Origin of the sequence: Microcella sp. (assembly GCF_051860105.1) — a bacterium.
Taxonomy (GTDB): Bacteria; Actinomycetota; Actinomycetes; order Actinomycetales; family Microbacteriaceae; genus Microcella.
On sequence record NZ_JBHYEO010000002.1, the window covers coordinates 14,212 to 31,037 of the forward strand.

14 protein-coding genes are annotated in these 16,826 nt (G+C 68.8%); 11 read left to right on the plus strand and 3 right to left on the minus strand.

Going from position 1 to position 16,826, the window contains the following annotated elements:
* The 11 genes from uvrB to ACTIE9_RS01220 all read left to right on the plus strand — a co-directional run bounded on the left by uvrB (position 1) and on the right by ACTIE9_RS01220 (position 13,455).
* Complete coding sequence (gene uvrB / locus ACTIE9_RS01170; RefSeq protein WP_439563743.1) at positions 1–2,076, plus strand: excinuclease ABC subunit UvrB; 2,076 nt, start codon at positions 1–3, stop codon at positions 2,074–2,076.
* Between the two features lie 38 nt (positions 2,077–2,114).
* Positions 2,115–5,045 carry an excinuclease ABC subunit UvrA gene (gene uvrA, locus ACTIE9_RS01175; protein ID WP_439563744.1) on the plus strand — a complete coding sequence of 977 codons (2,931 nt, stop codon included), beginning with the start codon at positions 2,115–2,117 and terminating at the stop codon, positions 5,043–5,045.
* A 1-nt stretch (position 5,046) separates the two neighbouring features.
* On the plus strand, positions 5,047–6,945 hold the full coding sequence (gene uvrC / locus ACTIE9_RS01180; RefSeq protein ID WP_439563745.1) for an excinuclease ABC subunit UvrC: 1,899 nt from the start codon (positions 5,047–5,049) through the stop codon (positions 6,943–6,945).
* 37 nt (positions 6,946–6,982) lie between these two features.
* Complete coding sequence (gene rapZ / locus ACTIE9_RS01185; protein ID WP_439563746.1) at positions 6,983–7,855, plus strand: RNase adapter RapZ; 873 nt, start codon at positions 6,983–6,985, stop codon at positions 7,853–7,855.
* Positions 7,856–7,904: 49 nt separating this feature from the next.
* A complete protein-coding gene (gene whiA / locus ACTIE9_RS01190; protein WP_439563747.1) occupies positions 7,905–8,885 on the plus strand; it encodes a DNA-binding protein WhiA in 981 nt (326 codons plus the stop codon).
* 122 nt (positions 8,886–9,007) lie between these two features.
* Complete coding sequence (locus tag ACTIE9_RS01195; RefSeq protein WP_439563748.1) at positions 9,008–9,634, plus strand: superoxide dismutase; 627 nt, start codon at positions 9,008–9,010, stop codon at positions 9,632–9,634.
* 108 nt (positions 9,635–9,742) lie between these two features.
* Positions 9,743–10,753, plus strand: coding sequence for a type I glyceraldehyde-3-phosphate dehydrogenase (gene gap, locus ACTIE9_RS01200; protein WP_439563749.1), 1,011 nt, complete (start codon positions 9,743–9,745; stop codon positions 10,751–10,753).
* Between the two features lie 25 nt (positions 10,754–10,778).
* Positions 10,779–11,993, plus strand: coding sequence for a phosphoglycerate kinase (locus tag ACTIE9_RS01205; protein WP_439563750.1), 1,215 nt, complete (start codon positions 10,779–10,781; stop codon positions 11,991–11,993).
* Positions 11,984–12,775: a triose-phosphate isomerase gene (tpiA, locus tag ACTIE9_RS01210; RefSeq protein WP_439563751.1), complete on the plus strand. Its 792-nt coding sequence runs from the start codon at positions 11,984–11,986 to the stop codon at positions 12,773–12,775. The genes ACTIE9_RS01205 and tpiA overlap by 10 nt, the downstream gene beginning before the upstream one ends.
* Before the next feature lie 64 nt (positions 12,776–12,839).
* Positions 12,840–13,088 carry a preprotein translocase subunit SecG gene (secG, locus tag ACTIE9_RS01215; RefSeq protein ID WP_439563752.1) on the plus strand — a complete coding sequence of 83 codons (249 nt, stop codon included), beginning with the start codon at positions 12,840–12,842 and terminating at the stop codon, positions 13,086–13,088.
* A 10-nt stretch (positions 13,089–13,098) separates the two neighbouring features.
* Complete coding sequence (locus ACTIE9_RS01220) at positions 13,099–13,455, plus strand: RNA polymerase-binding protein RbpA (RefSeq protein ID WP_439563753.1); 357 nt, start codon at positions 13,099–13,101, stop codon at positions 13,453–13,455.
* A gap of 33 nt (positions 13,456–13,488) precedes the next feature.
* Here the strand turns inward: ACTIE9_RS01220 and pgl are convergent, their stop codons facing one another.
* From pgl to zwf, 3 genes are read right to left on the minus strand one after another with little or no spacing between them, the layout of a single operon-like run.
* Positions 13,489–14,301 carry a 6-phosphogluconolactonase gene (pgl, locus tag ACTIE9_RS01225; RefSeq protein ID WP_439563754.1) on the minus strand — a complete coding sequence of 271 codons (813 nt, stop codon included), beginning with the start codon at positions 14,299–14,301 and terminating at the stop codon, positions 13,489–13,491.
* Between the two features lie 44 nt (positions 14,302–14,345).
* Positions 14,346–15,272 (minus strand): glucose-6-phosphate dehydrogenase assembly protein OpcA, encoded by a 927-nt coding sequence (locus tag ACTIE9_RS01230; protein ID WP_439563755.1) that lies wholly within the window; start codon positions 15,270–15,272, stop codon positions 14,346–14,348.
* Entirely contained in the window at positions 15,269–16,810 is a 1,542-nt protein-coding gene (gene zwf, locus ACTIE9_RS01235) for a glucose-6-phosphate dehydrogenase (RefSeq protein ID WP_439563756.1), read from the minus strand. The genes ACTIE9_RS01230 and zwf overlap by 4 nt, the downstream gene beginning before the upstream one ends.
* Positions 16,811–16,826 lie beyond the last annotated feature (16 nt).

Sequence of the window (16,826 nt, forward strand, 5' to 3'; positions counted from 1 at the left end):
ATGGAACCCACGCGGTCGGTGCGACCCTTCGAGGTCGTCAGCGACTACCGCCCGAGCGGCGACCAGCCGCAGGCGATCGCCGAGCTCGCGGCGCGCATCAATGCCGGCGAGACCGACATCGTGCTGCTGGGTGCGACCGGCACGGGCAAGTCGGCGACGACCGCCTGGCTCATCGAGCAGGTGCAACGCCCGACACTCGTGCTCGCCCACAACAAGACGCTCGCGGCGCAGCTCGCGACCGAGTTCCGCGATCTCATGCCGCACAACGCCATCGAGTACTTCGTCTCGTACTACGACTACTACCAGCCCGAGGCCTACGTGCCGCAGACGGACACCTTCATCGAGAAAGACAGCTCGGTCAACGCCGAAGTCGAGAGGCTGCGGCACTCGACGACGAACTCGTTGCTGAGCCGCCGTGATGTCGTGGTCGTCTCGACCGTGTCGTGCATCTACGGCCTCGGCGCTGCTGAGGAGTACCTCGAGGCGATGGTCGCCCTCCAGGTGGGCCAGAGCATCCCGCGCGATCAGCTCATCCGCAAGTTCGTCGGCATGCAGTACCAGCGCAACGACGTCGACTTCTCGCGCGGCAAGTTCCGGGTTCGCGGCGACACGATCGAGATCATCCCGATGTACGAAGAGCTCGCGATCCGCATCGAGATGTTCGGCGACGAGGTCGAGGCGCTGTACGCGCTGCATCCGCTGACGGGCGATGTCGTGCGGTCGCTCGACGCCGTCTCGGTCTTCCCGGCGACCCACTACGCCGCCTCGCCCGACACCATGCAGCGCGCGATCGTGACGATCAAGGAGGAGCTCGAGCTGCGGCTCGCCGAGCTCGAGCGCCAGGGCAAGCTCCTCGAAGCGCAACGGCTGCGCATGCGCACGACCTTCGACATCGAGATGATGGAGCAGATCGGCTTCTGCAACGGCATCGAGAACTACTCGCGGCACATCGACGGCCGAGCGCCGGGGGAGCCGCCCAACTGCCTGCTCGACTACTTCCCCGAAGACTTCCTCGTCGTCATCGACGAGAGCCACGTGACGGTGCCCCAGATCGGCGCGATGTACGAGGGCGATGCCTCCCGAAAACGCACCCTCGTCGAGCACGGGTTCCGGCTGCCGAGCGCGCTCGACAACCGCCCGCTGCGCTGGGAGGAGTTTCTCGACCGCACGGGCCAGAAGGTGTACCTCTCGGCGACCCCCGGCAAGTACGAGCTCGGCATCACCGATTCGGTCGTCGAGCAGATCATCCGCCCCACGGGTCTCGTCGACCCGGGCATCGTCGTCAAGCCGAGCAAGGGGCAGATCGACGACCTGCTCGAGCAGATCCGGCAGCGGTCCGAACGCGATGAGCGCGTGCTCGTGACGACGCTCACCAAGAAGATGGCGGAGGAGCTCACCGAGTTCCTCACCGAGGCGGGCGTGCGCGTGCGGTACCTGCACTCGGATGTCGACACGCTGCGCCGGGTCGAGCTGCTGAGCGAGCTCCGCCAGGGCGTTTACGACGTCCTCGTCGGCATCAACCTGCTGCGCGAGGGCCTCGACCTGCCCGAGGTCTCGCTCGTCGCGATCCTCGACGCCGACAAAGAAGGATTCCTGCGCTCCGCGACCTCGCTCATCCAGACCATCGGGCGCGCTGCGCGCAACGTCTCGGGCGAGGTGCACATGTACGCCGACGTCGTCACTCCGTCCATGGCGCAGGCCATCGATGAGACGACACGGCGTCGTGACCGGCAGATCGCCTACAACACCGAGCACGGCATCGATCCGACGCCGCTGCGCAAGAAGATCGCCGACATCACTGATCAGCTCGTGCGAGAGGGCGCCGACACCGCTGAGCTGCTCGCTGGTCGTCAGGCGGGTCGCGGCGGCAAGCGCGCCGCGACCCCAGCGATCCGTCGCGAGGGCCTCGCGGCCGAGGGGGCCGCTGAGCTCGAGTCGATCATCGCCGACCTCACGGCCCAGATGCTCACGGCCGCGGAGGAGCTGAAGTTCGAGCTCGCCGCCCGATTGCGCGACGAAGTGCAAGACCTCAAGAAAGACCTGCGCGGGATGGTCGACGCGGGTCACGTGCGCTGACTCCGGCGCACGGGGGACTGTCGGGAGCCCCACCTAGAATGAGCAGAGTGTCGGCAACCCCCCTTGAGTCAGCGCCCCATCTGAGCGTTCGCGGTGCGCGCGTGCACAACCTGCGCGATGTCGACCTCGTCATCCCACGCGACGCGCTCGTGGTGTTCACGGGCCTGTCGGGCTCGGGCAAGAGCTCGCTCGCGTTCGACACGATCTTCGCGGAAGGGCAGCGGCGCTACGTCGAGTCGCTCTCCGCGTACGCACGCCAGTTCCTCGGCCAGGTCGATCGCCCCGATGTCGACTTCATCGAGGGTCTGAGCCCGGCCGTCTCGATCGATCAGAAGTCGACGAACCGCAACCCGCGGTCGACGGTCGGCACGATCACGGAGATCTACGACTACATGCGGCTGCTCTGGGCGCGCGTGGGCATCCCGCACTGCCCGGTCTGCGGCGAGCGCATCCAGCGCCAGACCGTGCAGCAGATCGCCGATGAGCTGATGACGCTCGAGACCGGCACGAGATTCCAGGTGCTCGCCCCGGTCGTGAGCCAGAAGAAGGGCGAGTTCGTCGACCTGTTCCGCGAGCTCGCGGCCTCGGGCTACGCACGCGCGGTCGTCGACGGCGAGCTCATCCAGCTCAGCGATCCGCCCGAGCTCAAGAAGCAGATCAAGCATGACATCGCGGTCGTCGTCGACCGGCTGGTGGCGAACGACGAGGCGCTCACCCGTCTCACCGATTCGCTCGAGACGGCTCTCGGCCTCACCGAGGGCCTTGTCGTCATCGACTTCGTCGATCGCGATCCGGGGGCCGCCGATCGCACCCGCACCTTCAGCGAACGGCTCAGCTGCCCGAACCGGCACCCGCTGCAGCTCACCGAGATCGAGCCCCGCACCTTCTCGTTCAACGCCCCCTTCGGTGCCTGCCCGGTCTGCTCGGGCCTCGGCACGCGCATGGCCGTCGACGTTGACCTCCTCATCGGCGACCCGTCGCTGAGCCTCAACGACGGCGTCATCCTGCCCTGGAATCAGCAGGGCAAGGGCCTGTACAGCTACTTCCAGAAGCTCTTGGCCGGTCTCGGCCGCGATCTCGACTTCTCGCTCGACACCCCGTGGGGCGAGCTCGAGCAGAGCACGCAGGAGGCCATCCTGCAGGGCAACGACTTCGAGGTGCGCGTCAAGTGGCGCAACCGCTACGGCCGCGATGTCACCTACTCCACCGGGTTTGAGGGCGTCATCCCCTACATCGAGCGCAAGTACGCCGAGGCCGACAGCGACTGGTCTCAGCAGCGCTTCGCTGAGTACCTCCGCGAGGTTCCGTGCCCCGAGTGCAACGGAGCCCGTCTGAAGCCCGAGGTGCTGGCCGTCACGGTCGATGGTCGCAGCATCTCGGCCGTCTCCGAGTTGAGCCTGCAGGATGCCTACGCCTTCATGCAGACGATCACGCTCACTGACCGCGAGGCCGCCATCGCCGCGGCGGTGCTGCGCGAGATCCGGGCGCGACTCGAGTTCCTGCTCGAGGTCGGGCTGGGCTACCTGAGCATGGCGCGCGCCGCCGGCACGCTCTCGGGCGGCGAAGCGCAGCGCATCCGCCTCGCCACGCAGATCGGTTCCGGGCTCACCGGGGTGCTCTACGTGCTCGACGAGCCCTCGATCGGGTTGCACCAGCGCGACAACCGGCGGTTGATCGACACGCTCGTCAAGCTCAAGAACCTCGGCAACACCCTGATCGTCGTCGAGCACGACGAAGACACCATCCGCACCGCGGACTGGGTTGTCGACATCGGGCCGGGCGCGGGAGAGCATGGCGGTCGGGTGGTCCACTCCGGCTCGTACGCCGGGCTCATCGAGAACCCCGCGTCGATCACGGGCGACTACCTCGCCGGCCGCCGCCAGGTCGTCGACCACATGACGCGGCGCCCGATCGATCCCGCCCGCATGCTCACGGTCGAGGGGGCGAAGGCCAACAACCTGCGCGATGTCACCGTCGACTTCCCTCTCGGCGCCTTCGTCGCCGTGACGGGTGTCAGCGGTTCGGGCAAGTCGTCGCTCGTCAACGACATCCTGTACAAGGTGCTCGCCAACAAGCTCAACGGCGCTCGCCAGGTGCCCGGCAAGCACGTCCGCGTGCGCGGCCTCGAGCACCTCGACAAGGTCGTGCACGTCGATCAGGCGCCCATCGGGCGCACGCCCCGGTCGAACCCCGCGACCTACACCGGGGTGTTCGATCGCATCCGGGCGCTGTTCGCCGAGACCACCGAGGCGAAGGCGCGCGGGTACCTGCAGGGGCGCTTCAGCTTCAACGTCAAGGGCGGTCGCTGCGAGAACTGCGCCGGCGACGGCACGATCAAGATCGAGATGAACTTCCTCCCCGACGTCTACGTCGCGTGCGAGGTGTGCAACGGTGCGCGCTACAACCGCGACACGCTGACGGTGCACTACAAGGGCAAGAACATCGCCGAAGTGCTCGACATGCCGATCGAGGAGGCCGCAGAGTTCTTCGAGCCCATTTCGGCCATCCACCGCTATCTGAAGACCCTCGTCGATGTGGGCCTCGGCTACGTGCGGCTCGGGCAGAGCGCGACGACCCTCTCGGGCGGTGAGGCGCAGCGCGTCAAGCTCGCCACCGAGCTGCAGAAGCGGTCGAACGGCCGCAGCGTCTACGTTCTCGATGAGCCCACGACCGGTCTGCACTTCGAAGACGTGCGCAAGCTGCTGCTCGTGCTCAACGGGCTCGTCGACAAGGGCAACACCGTCATCGTCATCGAGCACAATCTCGACGTGATCCGCGCCGCCGACTGGCTCATCGACCTTGGGCCCGAGGGCGGGTCGGGCGGTGGGCAGGTGCTCGCGACGGGCACCCCCGAGCACGTCGCGAGCGTCGACGGCAGCCACACCGGCCGCTTCTTGCGCGAGCTGCTCCGTGAGCACGGCGCCGAATCCGCCGGCGCGACGACCACGACCGGTGCCGCGAGACGCTGACATGGCGGCACGAGAGGAATGGCGTCCGAAGCGCGGCGAGATTCCCACCGAGCCCGGCGTGTACCGCTTCACCGACGCCACGGGGCGCGTGCTCTACGTGGGCAAGGCGAAGAGTCTCCGCAGCCGTCTGAGCAACTACTTCCAGCCCCTGCACAGCCTGCACGACCGCACGAGGCGGATGGTGACGACCGCCCACGGCGTGGAGTGGACCGTCGTGGGCAGCGAGCTGGAGGCGCTCTCGCTGGAGTACACCTGGATCAAGGAGTTCGCACCGCCCTTCAACGTCAAGTTCCGTGACGACAAGACCTACCCCTACGTGGCGATCACGCTCGCCGATCGCGTCCCCCGAGTGATGGTCACCCGTACGCGCGGCATCAGCGGAGCGCGCTACTTCGGGCCCTACACGAAGGTGTGGGCGGTGCGCGAGACGGTCGATCTCATGCTCAAGGCGTTCCCGATGCGCTCCTGCTCCGAGAGCACCTACAAGCGGGCGCAGTCGACCAACCGGCCCTGCCTGCTCGGCGACATCGGCAAGTGCGCCGCACCGTGCGTCGGGCGCGTGACGCCCGAGGAGCATCGGGGCATCGCGCTCGACTTCGCCTCCTTCATGGCGGGCAACGATGTGGGCTACGTGCGTCACCTGAAGTCGGCGATGGCGGACGCGGCGCGCGAGCTGGACTACGAGACGGCCGCGCGCATCCGCGATCAGATCGGAGCGCTCGAGACGGTGCTCGCGAAGAGCGCTGTCGTGCTCGACGACGACACGGATGCCGACGTCTTCGGCATCGCCTACGACGAGCTCGCCGCCGCGGTGCAGCTGTTCATCGTCCGCGGCGGCCGCATCCGCGGTGTGCGGGGCTGGGTCGTCGACACCGAGCTCGACGTCACGATGGCCGACCTCGTCGACTCGGTGCTGCAGAACGCCTACGACGCCGACTCTGCACCGGCTCGCGAGATCATCGTGCCGGCGGTGCCCGATGATGTCCAGGCGCTGCAGACCGTGCTGACCGAGCGGCGACGGGCAGCGGGGGAGCGCGGCGCGGTGGTCGTGAAGACCGCTCAGCGCGGCGAGAAGGCCGCCCTCGCCGAGACGGTCGCGACCAACGCGCTCGGCGCTCTCGTGCAGTACAAGACCCGGCGCAGCGGCGACTTCACGGCCCGCTCGCAAGCGCTCGCGGACATCCAGGAAGCGCTCGGCCTCGCCGAGGCCCCGCTGCGTCTCGAGTGCTTCGACGTCTCGCACTTCGGGGGGAGCAACCCCGTGGCCTCGATGGTCGTGTTCGAGGACGGCCTGCCGCGCAAAGACCAGTACCGCAAGTTCGCGATCGCGGATGCCCGCGACGACACCGACGCGGTGTACCAGGTGCTCCGCCGCCGTCTGGCGTACCTGCACGACGATGCCGCGACCCAGCCGAGCGCGGCGGAGGCAGAGGGCGGGGGAGCGGCGACGCGCAAGTCGTTCCACTACCGCCCGGGGCTCCTCGTCATCGACGGTGGTCAGCCGCAGGTCGCGGCGGCTGCGCGTGCGCTGCGCGACGAAGGTCTCCACGACATCGCCGTGTGCGGCATCGCCAAGAGGCTCGAGGAGGTCTGGCTGCCCGGCAACGAATTCCCCGTCATCCTGCCCCGGTCCTCCGACGCCCTGTTCCTGCTCCAGCGGCTGCGCGACGAAGCGCACCGCTTCGCGCTGCGGTACCAGCGCACGACGCGCTCGCGCGATATCCGCACGCGGCTGTCGAGCATCTCGGGCCTCGGCCCTGCGCGCACCTCCGAACTCCTGAAGCACTTCGGCTCGGTCTCGCGCCTTCGGGCCGCCAGCGTCGACGACCTCACGGCGGTGGGCGGCATCGGCCCCGCGACCGCCCAGCTCGTACACCGGGCTCTGCGCTCCGACGGTTAGGCTGGAGATCCGCCGTCCGGTCGACTCGCGAGGACTCATGCCCGACACCGTTCCGCACGATGTGCTCATCGTCACCGGCATGTCCGGTGCGGGTCGGTCGACCGTCGCGAACGCCCTGGAGGACCTCGGCTGGTACGTCGTCGACAACCTCCCGCCGCAGATGCTGCGCCCGCTCGTCGACCTCGCGGTGCATCCGGGTAGTGCCCTGCCCCGCATCGCGGCGGTCGTCGACGTGCGCGGTGGCAAACTGTTCGCCGACCTCGCGACGATCATCGCCGAGCTGCGGTCGCGCGACACCGTCCGCGTGGTGTTCCTCGAGGCGACGGACGCCGCACTGGTGCGGCGTTTCGAACAGGTGCGCCGGCCGCATCCTCTTCAAGAGGACGGCACGCTGCTCGACGGCATCGCGCGCGAACGGGAGCGCATGCTCGAAGTGCGCGAACTGGCCGACATCATCATCGACACGACCGAGTTCAACATCCATCAGCTCGCGACGACGGTCACCGAGGTGTTCTCCCCGCAAGGCAGCCCTGGTGTCAAGGTGACCCTCGAGAGCTTCGGTTTCAAGTACGGCACCCCCACCGATGCCGACATCGTGGCCGATGCCCGATTCCTGCCGAACCCGTTCTGGCAGCCCGAGCTGCGTGCCGCGACGGGCCTGGATTCCTCCGTCAGCAGCTATGTGCTCGCGCAGGAGGGCGCCACCGAGTTCCTCGACGCGTTCGAGGCCATGCTCCGACCGGTGCTCGCCGGGTACGCACGCGAGAACAAGCGGCATGCGACCATCGCGATCGGCTGCACCGGCGGCAAGCATCGCTCTGTCGCGCTCATCCGCGAGCTGGGCGAGCGACTGCACCTGCAGCCCGAGGTGAGCGTCACGGTGAAGCACCGCGACCTCGGACGCGAGTAGGGTCGAATGCCGTACCCCCGCATCCGAGCCCTTCGAGAGGACGACAACTGTGGCGTTGACCGCTGATGTGAAGCACGAGCTCTCGCAGTTGGCGGTCACCAAGACCACGGTGCGCGCAGCAGAGCTCGCGACCGTCCTGCGTTTCGCGGGAGGGCTGCACCTCATCTCCGGCCGTGTCGCCGTCGAGGTTGAGCTCGACACCCCGGAGATCGCACGACGGGTGCGCCGAGACCTCGTCGAGCTCTACGGCATGCGCAGCGATGCTGCGATGCTCTCGCCCGGGGGTATCCGCAAGACCCCCGCCTATGTCGTCCGCGTCCTCGACGGCGGCGAGACCCTCGCCCGCCAGACCGGTCTGCTGGATGCCCGGCGACGACCCGTGCGCGGCCTCCCGAACCGCCTCACGACCGGGTCGCAGGAGGAGCTCGCCGCGGTGTGGCGCGGAGCGTTCCTGGCTCACGGCTCCCTCACCGACCCCGGCCGGTCGGCGGCGCTCGAGATCACCTGCCCGGGCAACGAATCGGCGATGGCCCTGGTGGGTGCTGCGGGGCGCCTGGGCATCGCGGCGAAGGCCCGCGAGGTGCGCGGCGTTCACCGTGTGGTGATCCGTGACGGCGAGAAGATCAGTCAGATGCTCCGGCTCATGGGGGCCGAGTCGACGGTCAGCGACTGGGAAGCGCTGCGGGCACGGCGCGAGGTGCGCGCGACCGCCAACCGGCTCGTGAACTTCGACGACGCGAACCTGCGACGCTCGGCGCAGGCAGCCGTGGCCGCCTGCGCTCGTGTCGAGCGCGCGCTCGAGATCCTCGGCGACGACCTTCCCGAGCACCTGCGGTACGCCGGCCAGCTGCGTCTCGACCATCGCGACTCGAGCCTCGACGAACTCGGCCACCACGCCGACCCGCCCATGACCAAAGACGCCGTCGCCGGGCGCATCCGGCGCCTGCTGGCGATGGCCGACAAGCGGGCCGAGCAGCTCGGCATCCCCGGTACCGACGCGAACCTGCCCCCCGACATCGACCTCGACTAGGGCGGAGCCGCGGGAACAGACGGGCCCGCTGGCCGGTTGCCCTCGGTAGACTGACGCACCGTCAGCGCGGTCGTCGATGTTCCGGCGGCCGGACGCCCTATCAGGAGGAGAGAAACGCTCCCATGTCCGTCTACACGCTTCCCGAGCTCGGTTACGACTACGCGGCCCTCGAGCCGCACATCAGCGCCCGCATCATGGAGCTGCACCATTCGAAGCACCACGCCGCCTACGTCGCTGGCGCCAACGGCGCCCTCGAGGCGATGGCCGAGGCGCGCGAGAGCGGCTCGTTCGCGAACATCAACCGCCTCGAGAAAGACCTCGCGTTCCACCTCGGTGGCCACATCAACCACTCGATCTTCTGGACGAACCTCTCCCCGGACGGCGGCGACAAGCCGACCGGCGACCTCGCCGCGGCGATCGATGAGTTCTTCGGCTCGTTCGACCAGTTCGTCGCCCACTTCACGGCCGCATCGATGGGCATCCAGGGCTCGGGCTGGGGCGTGCTGTCGTGGGATCCGATCGGGCGTCGGCTCATCATCCAGCAGCTCTTCGACCAGCAGGGCAACACCGCGCAGGCGACCGTTCCCCTGCTGCAGCTCGACATGTGGGAGCACGCGTTCTACCTCGACTACGTCAACGTGAAAGCCGATTACGTGAAGGCGTTCTGGAACATCGTGAACTGGCAGAACGTCGCTGATCGCTTCGCGGCGGCACGCTCGCACACCGACGGGCTCCTGCTACTGTCGTAACAGGCGTCGCGGCCGGGGCTGAGGCCCCGGCCATCGTCTTTTCACCCCTGAACCACCACCTCTACCACCACCAATGGCGCCGTGGGCGCCTGAGCAACAGGAGATCGCGTGAGCGTGAAAGTCGGCATCAACGGATTCGGCCGCATCGGCCGCAACTACCTGCGGGCGGCTCTCGCCCAGGGCAGCGACCTCGAGATCGTCGCGGTCAACGACCTGACCGACAACGCGGCGCTCGCGCACCTCCTGAAGTACGACTCGGTCGGCGGCGTGCTCGCCCACGATGTCTCGCACGACGGCGACTCGATCACGGTCGGCGGCCGCCGTATCCGGGTGTTCGAGGAGCGAGACCCGGCGGCGCTGCCCTGGAGCGACCTCGGCGTCGATATCGTCATCGAGTCGACCGGGCGGTTCACGAAGGCGGAGGACGCCAAGAAGCACATCGCCGGCGGCGCCAAGAAGGTTCTCATCTCCGCGCCCGCGACCGGCGACGACGCGACGATCGTCATGGGTGTCAACGAGGAGACGTACGACCCCGCCACCGACGTCATCATCTCGAACGCCTCGTGCACGACCAACTGCCTCGCCCCGCTCGCGAAGGTCTTCAACGACGCCTTCGGGATCGAGCGCGGCTTCATGATGACGGCCCACGCCTACACCGCCGACCAGAACCTTCAGGATGGCCCGCACAGCGACCTCCGTCGTGCCCGCGGCGCGGCGATCAACATCGTGCCCGCGTCCACCGGAGCAGCCAAGGCCATCGGCCACGTGCTGCCCGAGCTCAACGGCAAGCTGAGCGGCTCGTCCTACCGCGTGCCCGTGCCGACCGGCTCGATCGTCGACCTCACGATCGTGACGCCGACCGAGGGCCTCACCGCTGAGACGATCAATGCCGCCTACAAGGCCGCCGCGTCCGAGGGTCGACTCGCGGGCTACCTCGAGTACACGGCGGACCCGATCGTGTCGAGCGACATCCAGCTCAACCCGCACTCGGCGATCTTCGACTCGGAGCTCACGAACGTCAGCGGCACCCTCGTGAAGGTCTCCGCCTGGTACGACAACGAGTGGGGCTACTCGAACCGCCTCGTCGACCTCACCGAATACGTCGGCGCCCGCCTGTAGGCGCGGGTCGAGAAGAGGAGCCCTCGTGGCCCTGCGTACGATCGAGTCCCTCGGCGACCTCACGGGCCGGCGCGTCATCGTGCGGTGCGATCTCAACGTGCCGCTCGCCGACGGTGTCGTGACCGATGACGGGCGCATCCGTGCGTCGTTGCCGACCCTCAACGCGCTCCTGCACCGGGGCGCGAAGGTCGTGGTGGTGTCGCACCTCGGGCGGCCCGAAGGAGCCCCCGATGAGCGCTACAGCCTGCGTCCCGTCGCGCAGCGCTTGAGCGAGCTGCTCGGGGCGCCCGTCGCGTTCGCGAGCGACACCGTGGGCGCATCGGCGGCGGATGCCGTGGCCGGTCTCGCCGACGGCGGGATCGCGGTTCTCGAGAACCTGCGCTTCAATCCCGGCGAGACGTCGAAAGACGGCGCCGAGCGGCAGGCTTTCGCCGACGAGCTCGCCCGCTTCGGCGACGCGATGGTCTCCGACGGCTTCGGCGTGGTGCACCGCAAGCAAGCCAGCGTGTACGAGCTCGCGCTCACGCTGCCGAGCGCGGCCGGCTCCCTGATCTCCGCGGAGACCGATGTGCTGGACCGCCTCACCGAGCGCCCAGAGCGGCCGTACACGGTCGTGCTGGGCGGCTCGAAGGTGAGCGACAAGCTCGGGGTCATCGCTCACCTGCTGCCGCGGGTCGACCGTCTGCTCATCGGCGGGGGCATGCTGTTCACGTTCCTCGCCGCGCAGGGCCGGAAGGTGGGCGCGAGCCTGCTCGAGGCCGACCAGCTCGACACGGTGCGGGGCTACCTCGCCGAGGCCGAGCGGCGCGGCGTGCAGATCGTGCTGCCCACGGACGTCGTCGTCGCCGAGCGTTTCGCGGCGGATGCTCCGCACACCGTGCAGCGGGCCGACGCGCTCGAGGAGGGTCCGGCAGGAGCATCCGGGATCGGGCTCGATATCGGGCCGGAGACGGCCGCTGCCTTCGCCGACCTCGTCGCCTCATCGACCACCGTCTTCTGGAACGGGCCGATGGGCGTCTTCGAGTTCCCCGCGTTCGCGGGAGGCACCCGTGCGGTCGCCGAAGCGCTCACGCGGGTGTCGGGCCTCGGGGTCGTGGGCGGAGGCGACTCCGCTGCCGCCGTGCGCGCACTCGGGTTCACTGATGACGATTTCGGTCACGTCTCCACCGGAGGCGGCGCCAGCCTCGAGTTCCTCGAGGGCAAGAAGCTTCCCGGCCTGGAGGTCCTCGGATGGCTGTAGCACGCACCCCGCTCATCGCGGGCAACTGGAAGATGAACCTCGACCACCTGCAGTCGATCGCGTTCGTGCAGAAGCTGGCGTGGAGCCTGCGCGATGCGAAGCACGACTACGGCCAGGTGGAGGTCGCGGTGTTCCCGCCCTTCACCGATCTCCGGAGCGTTCAGACGCTCGTGACGGCCGACAAGCTCGAGCTCCGGTACGGCGGCCAAGACCTCTCGGTGCACGACAGCGGCGCCTACACGGGCGAGATCTCCGGTGCCTTCCTGGCGGCGCTCGACTGCCGCTACGTGATCATCGGGCACAGCGAGCGCCGGCAGTACCACGCCGAGACCGACCAGGTCGTGGCCGACAAGACCGCGGCGGCACTGCGGCACGGCCTCGTTCCGGTGATCTGCGTGGGGGAGACAGCCGACGATCTGGAGCAGCATGGCCCCTCAGCGGTGCCCGTCGCGCAGCTGACGGCCGTACTCCAGGGGCTCGCTGCCGACGCCGAGATCGTCGTCGCCTACGAGCCCGTCTGGGCGATCGGCTCCGGCCAGGCGGCCACGCCGGAGCAGGCGCAGCAGGTCTGCGCCGCACTGCGCGACGTCATCTCTGCGACGCTCGGAGACGAGGCGGCCGCGCGCACACGGATCCTGTACGGCGGTTCGGTCAAGGCGGCGAACATCGCGGGCTTCATGAAGCACAAGGACGTCGATGGCGCCCTCGTCGGCGGTGCCAGCCTCGACGTCGACGAGTTCTCGAGCATCGCGCGCTTCCCGAAGCACGTCGGCACCGCCTGATCCCTGCCCCGCCCGCCGTCCGGTAGGGTAGGAGACTGTTCGAAACGCGCGAGAGGTCCAATCCGTGGAAATCCTTCAGGTCGTGCTCCAGGTCATCCTGGGCATCACGAGCCTTCTGCTGACCCTGATGATCCTGCTGCACCGCGGTCGCGGTGGCGGGCTCTCCGACATGTTCGGAGGCGGTGTCACGTCGAACCTCGGCGCGTCCGGGGTCGCCGAGCGCAACCTCAACCGCATCACGATCATCCTCGCGCTCGTTTGGGTCAGCTCGATCGTCGTCCTCGGTCTCATCACGCGTTTCAACGCGGCTTAAGGAGCACACCATGGTCTCAGGCGGTAGCGCCATCCGCGGCTCGCGGGTCGGCTCCGGCCCCATGGGCGAGCAGGACCGCGGCGTCCACGCGGACCGCATCTCCATCTCCTACTGGGATGCGATGGGCAACGAGACGGTTCGTCACTTCGCGGCGAACCTCCCGGAAGAGGAGATCCCCGAGACGATCGATTCCCCGTCGACCGGGCTCCCGGCGGGTCGCGACAAGAACAACCCGCCGCAGGTCGCCAAGAACGAGCCCTACAAGACGCATCTGGCCTATGTGAAAGAGCGCCGGACCGACGAAGAGGCCGCGCAGATCCTCGACGAGGCGCTGCTCAAGCTCCGGCAGCGTCGAGGCTCCGCCTGACCGTCGCGCCTCGCGTGCCGTCTCGGTGACGGATTAGTCCTCTCCGAGCATCCACTCGGCCTGGTCCATAGCGCCCGTCCAGTAGCTCGTCGGCGCGATGAGCGACTCGGGAACCTCCGATGAGGCCTCCTCGTCGATGAAGAACACGGTGCGCTTGGTGCCGAGCACTCCGCCGACCGGCACATCGGCGACCGCGGCGCCGGCGAGCGCCAGCCCCAGAGCCGCAGCCTTGTCCGCCCCGGCGAGCACGAGCCAGATCCGCTCGGACCGGTTGATGAGCGGCAGGGTGAGAGAGAGACGCCCGGGCGGCGGTTTGGGCGAGTCGTGCACGGCGATCACGCCGGCCTCCGTCGCGCGGGGACCCTCCCGCTCGGGGAAGAGCGACGCGATGTGGCCGTCGGGCCCGACACCGAGGAACGTGATCGCGAAGGCCGGGAACTCTCCTCCGCCCGCCGCGAGCAGCTCGTCGCGATAGCGTTGCGCCCCGGCTTCCAGATCGATGCCCTCGTCCGACGCCGGGAAGGGATGCACGTTGGCCGCCGGGATCGCGATCTGGTCGAGCAGCGCATCGCGAGCCTGCTGCTCGTTGCGATCGGCATGACCTGTCGGCACCCACCGCTCGTCACCCCACCACACCTGCACCCGGTGCCAATCGATCTGGTCGCGCCCGGGGTGGGCGGCGATCGCCGCGAGAACCTCGATGCCCACGCTGCCGCCCGTGAGCACGATGTGCACCTCGGGACGCTCGTCGAGAAGATCGATCATCTTCGTGAGGAAGCGGGCGGCGACCGATCCGGCGAGCGCTGCCCGGTCGGCGTGCACGAGCACGCGGCGTTCGGTGGTCACGGTGGAGCCTCTCTGGAGCAGCGGTGGCGCGTCGCGCGCCGGGTTCAGGCGGCAGAAGCAGTGCCGAACCCGCTCGCGAGAACGGCACCGAACTCGTCGTCAGGGTCGAGCCTACGCAGTTCTTCGGCGAGGCACTCGCGCAGCCCACGGCGTGGCAGGGCGAGCTCGTGCGTCGGCTGGCCCGCCTGGCTCAGCTCGACGATGCCGAGACGCGTGCGTTCGAGACGGATCTCACCGCTGGCGCGATGCAGCACGACCCGGTGGATGCCCGACGAGGGGTTGCCGTCGGCGACGTCGACCTCCACCGGCACCTCCAGGCGGAGCCCGAGCCACGCGGCGAGCAGCGCTGTCGACGGGCTGTCGGGAGCGCCTGCGACCTCCACGTGCGTGATCGGCTCGTAGGGCGGCTGGTCGAGCGCCGCCGCGAGCTGCGCCCGCCAGAGCGTCAGCCGGGTCCAGGCGAAGTCGGTGTCGCCCGGGCGGTAGCCCGCCGCGATACGGGCGAGCGTTGCGCGCGGATCGGAGGTCGACGCCGAGTCGGTGATCCGACGCTGGGCCAGGCGTCCGAGCGGCGTCTCGCAGACCGCATCCGGGCACTCGCCCGGCCACCACGACACGACAGGGGCGTCCGGCAGCAGGAGGCCCGTGACGAGACCGCGAAGGTCGGTCGCCGTGTCGCCGTGGGCGCGGAGCACGATCACTTCGCTCGCCCCGGCGTCGCCACCGACGCGGATCTCGGCGTCGAGACGGGCCGTGGCGGCGGCGGCATCGGTCGACACCACGATGATCCGCATGGGGTGTTCGCGCGAGGCCTCGTTGGCGGCCGCGATCACGTCCTCCTCCTCGCCGATCACGCTCGTGATGATGAGGGTGAGCACGCGGCCGAGAGCGACGGCTCCGGCCTCGTCGCGGATGCGAACGAGAGTCTTCGAGACCTGGCTCGCGGTCGTGTCGGGAAGGTCGATGATCATGGGCGTCTCCACACTCGTCCGTCACGCGCCAGAAGATCGTCTGCCGACTGGGGCCCCCAGGTGCCGGGAGCGTAGAGCTCCGGGGCTCCTTGCGTGGCCCAGAACTCCTCGATCGGGTCGAGGATCTTCCAGCTGAGCTCGACCTCCTCGTGCCGGGGGAACAGGGGAGGGTCGCCGAGCAGCACGTCGAGGATCAGCCGCTCATAGGCCTCGGGACTCGCCTCCGTGAACGCGTGGCCGTAGCCGAAGTCCATCGTGACGTCGCGCACCTGCATGCCGGCACCCGGCACCTTCGAGCCGAACCGGATCGTCACGCCTTCGTCGGGCTGCACGCGGATCACGAGCGCGTTCTGACCGAGGGCCGACGTCTGGTCGTCCGCGAAGAGGTACTGGGGTGCGCGCTTGAACACGACCGCGATCTCGGTGACCCGGCGGCCGAGCCGTTTCCCGGCGCGGAGGTAGAACGGCACGCCAGCCCACCGACGAGTGTTGATGTCGAGCCGCATGGCCGCGTACGTCTCGGTGACGGAGTCCGGGTTCATGCCCTCTTCCTCGAGGAAGCCCGGAACCCATTCCCCACCCTGCCAGCCGCTCGAGTACTGGCCTCGTGCGGTGCCGGTCGCGAGGTCCTTCGGCAGCCGGACGGCGGAGAGCACCTTCTCCTTCTCGGCGCGCAGGTCGGCGGCGTCGAACGACACGGGCTCCTCCATCGCCGTGAGCGCGAGCAGCTGCAGAAGATGGTTCTGGATGACGTCGCGCGCCGCGCCGATGCCGTCGTAGTAGCCGGCGCGCCCTCCGACACCGATGTCTTCCGCCATCGTGATCTGCACGTGATCGACGTAGTTCGCGTTCCAGATCGGCTCGTACATCATGTTGGCGAAGCGCAGCGCCAGGATGTTCTGCACCGTCTCTTTGCCGAGGTAGTGGTCGATGCGGAACACCGAGTCGGGGGGGAACACCGACTCGACCACATCGTTCAGCTCGCGCGCGCTGGCGAGGTCGCTGCCGAACGGCTTCTCGATGACCACGCGGCGCCACTCGCCGGCTTCGGCCTCCGCGAGGCCGCTGCGGCGCAGCTGCTCGGTCACGAGCGGGAACGACTTGGGCGGGATCGACAGGTAGAACGCGTGGTTGCCCATCGTGCCACGTTCGCGATCGAGCTCCGCCAGCGTGGACGACAACCGCGCGAACGCATCGTCATCGTCGAAGTCGCCGGAGACGAACCGGATGCCCGACGCCAGTTGCTTCCAGACGTCCTCCTGGAAGGGCGTGCGCGCATACTGCTTCACGGCGTCGTGCACGACCTGCTCGAAGTCCTGCGTCTCCCAGTCGCGGCGAGCGAAGCCCACGAGCGCGAAGCCCGGCGGCAGCAGGCCGCGGTTGGCGAGGTCGTAGACCGCTGGCATGAGCTTCTTGCGCGACAGGTCTCCTGTCACGCCGAAGATGATCAGTCCGCTCGGGCCCGCGATGCGGTTGAGCCGACGATCATCGGGGGAGCGCAGCGGGTTGCTGTCGCGGGCGATGGCGACCGGGGCCATGGTTCTCCTCGTGGTG

Bases quoted from the DNA above. Each gene is read 5' to 3' on its own strand.
- zwf (WP_439563756.1), bottom strand. From the start codon at position 16,810: ATGGCCCCGGTCGCCATCGCCCGCGACAGCAACCCGCTGCGCTCCCCC.
- uvrB (WP_439563743.1), top strand. From the start codon at position 1: ATGGAACCCACGCGGTCGGTGCGACCCTTCGAGGTCGTCAGCGACTAC.
- ACTIE9_RS01230 (WP_439563755.1), bottom strand. From the start codon at position 15,272: ATGATCATCGACCTTCCCGACACGACCGCGAGCCAGGTCTCGAAGACT.
- rapZ (WP_439563746.1), top strand. From the start codon at position 6,983: ATGCCCGACACCGTTCCGCACGATGTGCTCATCGTCACCGGCATGTCC.
- ACTIE9_RS01220 (WP_439563753.1), top strand. From the start codon at position 13,099: ATGGTCTCAGGCGGTAGCGCCATCCGCGGCTCGCGGGTCGGCTCCGGC.
- uvrA (WP_439563744.1), top strand. From the start codon at position 2,115: ATGAGCAGAGTGTCGGCAACCCCCCTTGAGTCAGCGCCCCATCTGAGC.
- tpiA (WP_439563751.1), top strand. From the start codon at position 11,984: ATGGCTGTAGCACGCACCCCGCTCATCGCGGGCAACTGGAAGATGAAC.
- uvrC (WP_439563745.1), top strand. From the start codon at position 5,047: ATGGCGGCACGAGAGGAATGGCGTCCGAAGCGCGGCGAGATTCCCACC.
- ACTIE9_RS01195 (WP_439563748.1), top strand. From the start codon at position 9,008: ATGTCCGTCTACACGCTTCCCGAGCTCGGTTACGACTACGCGGCCCTC.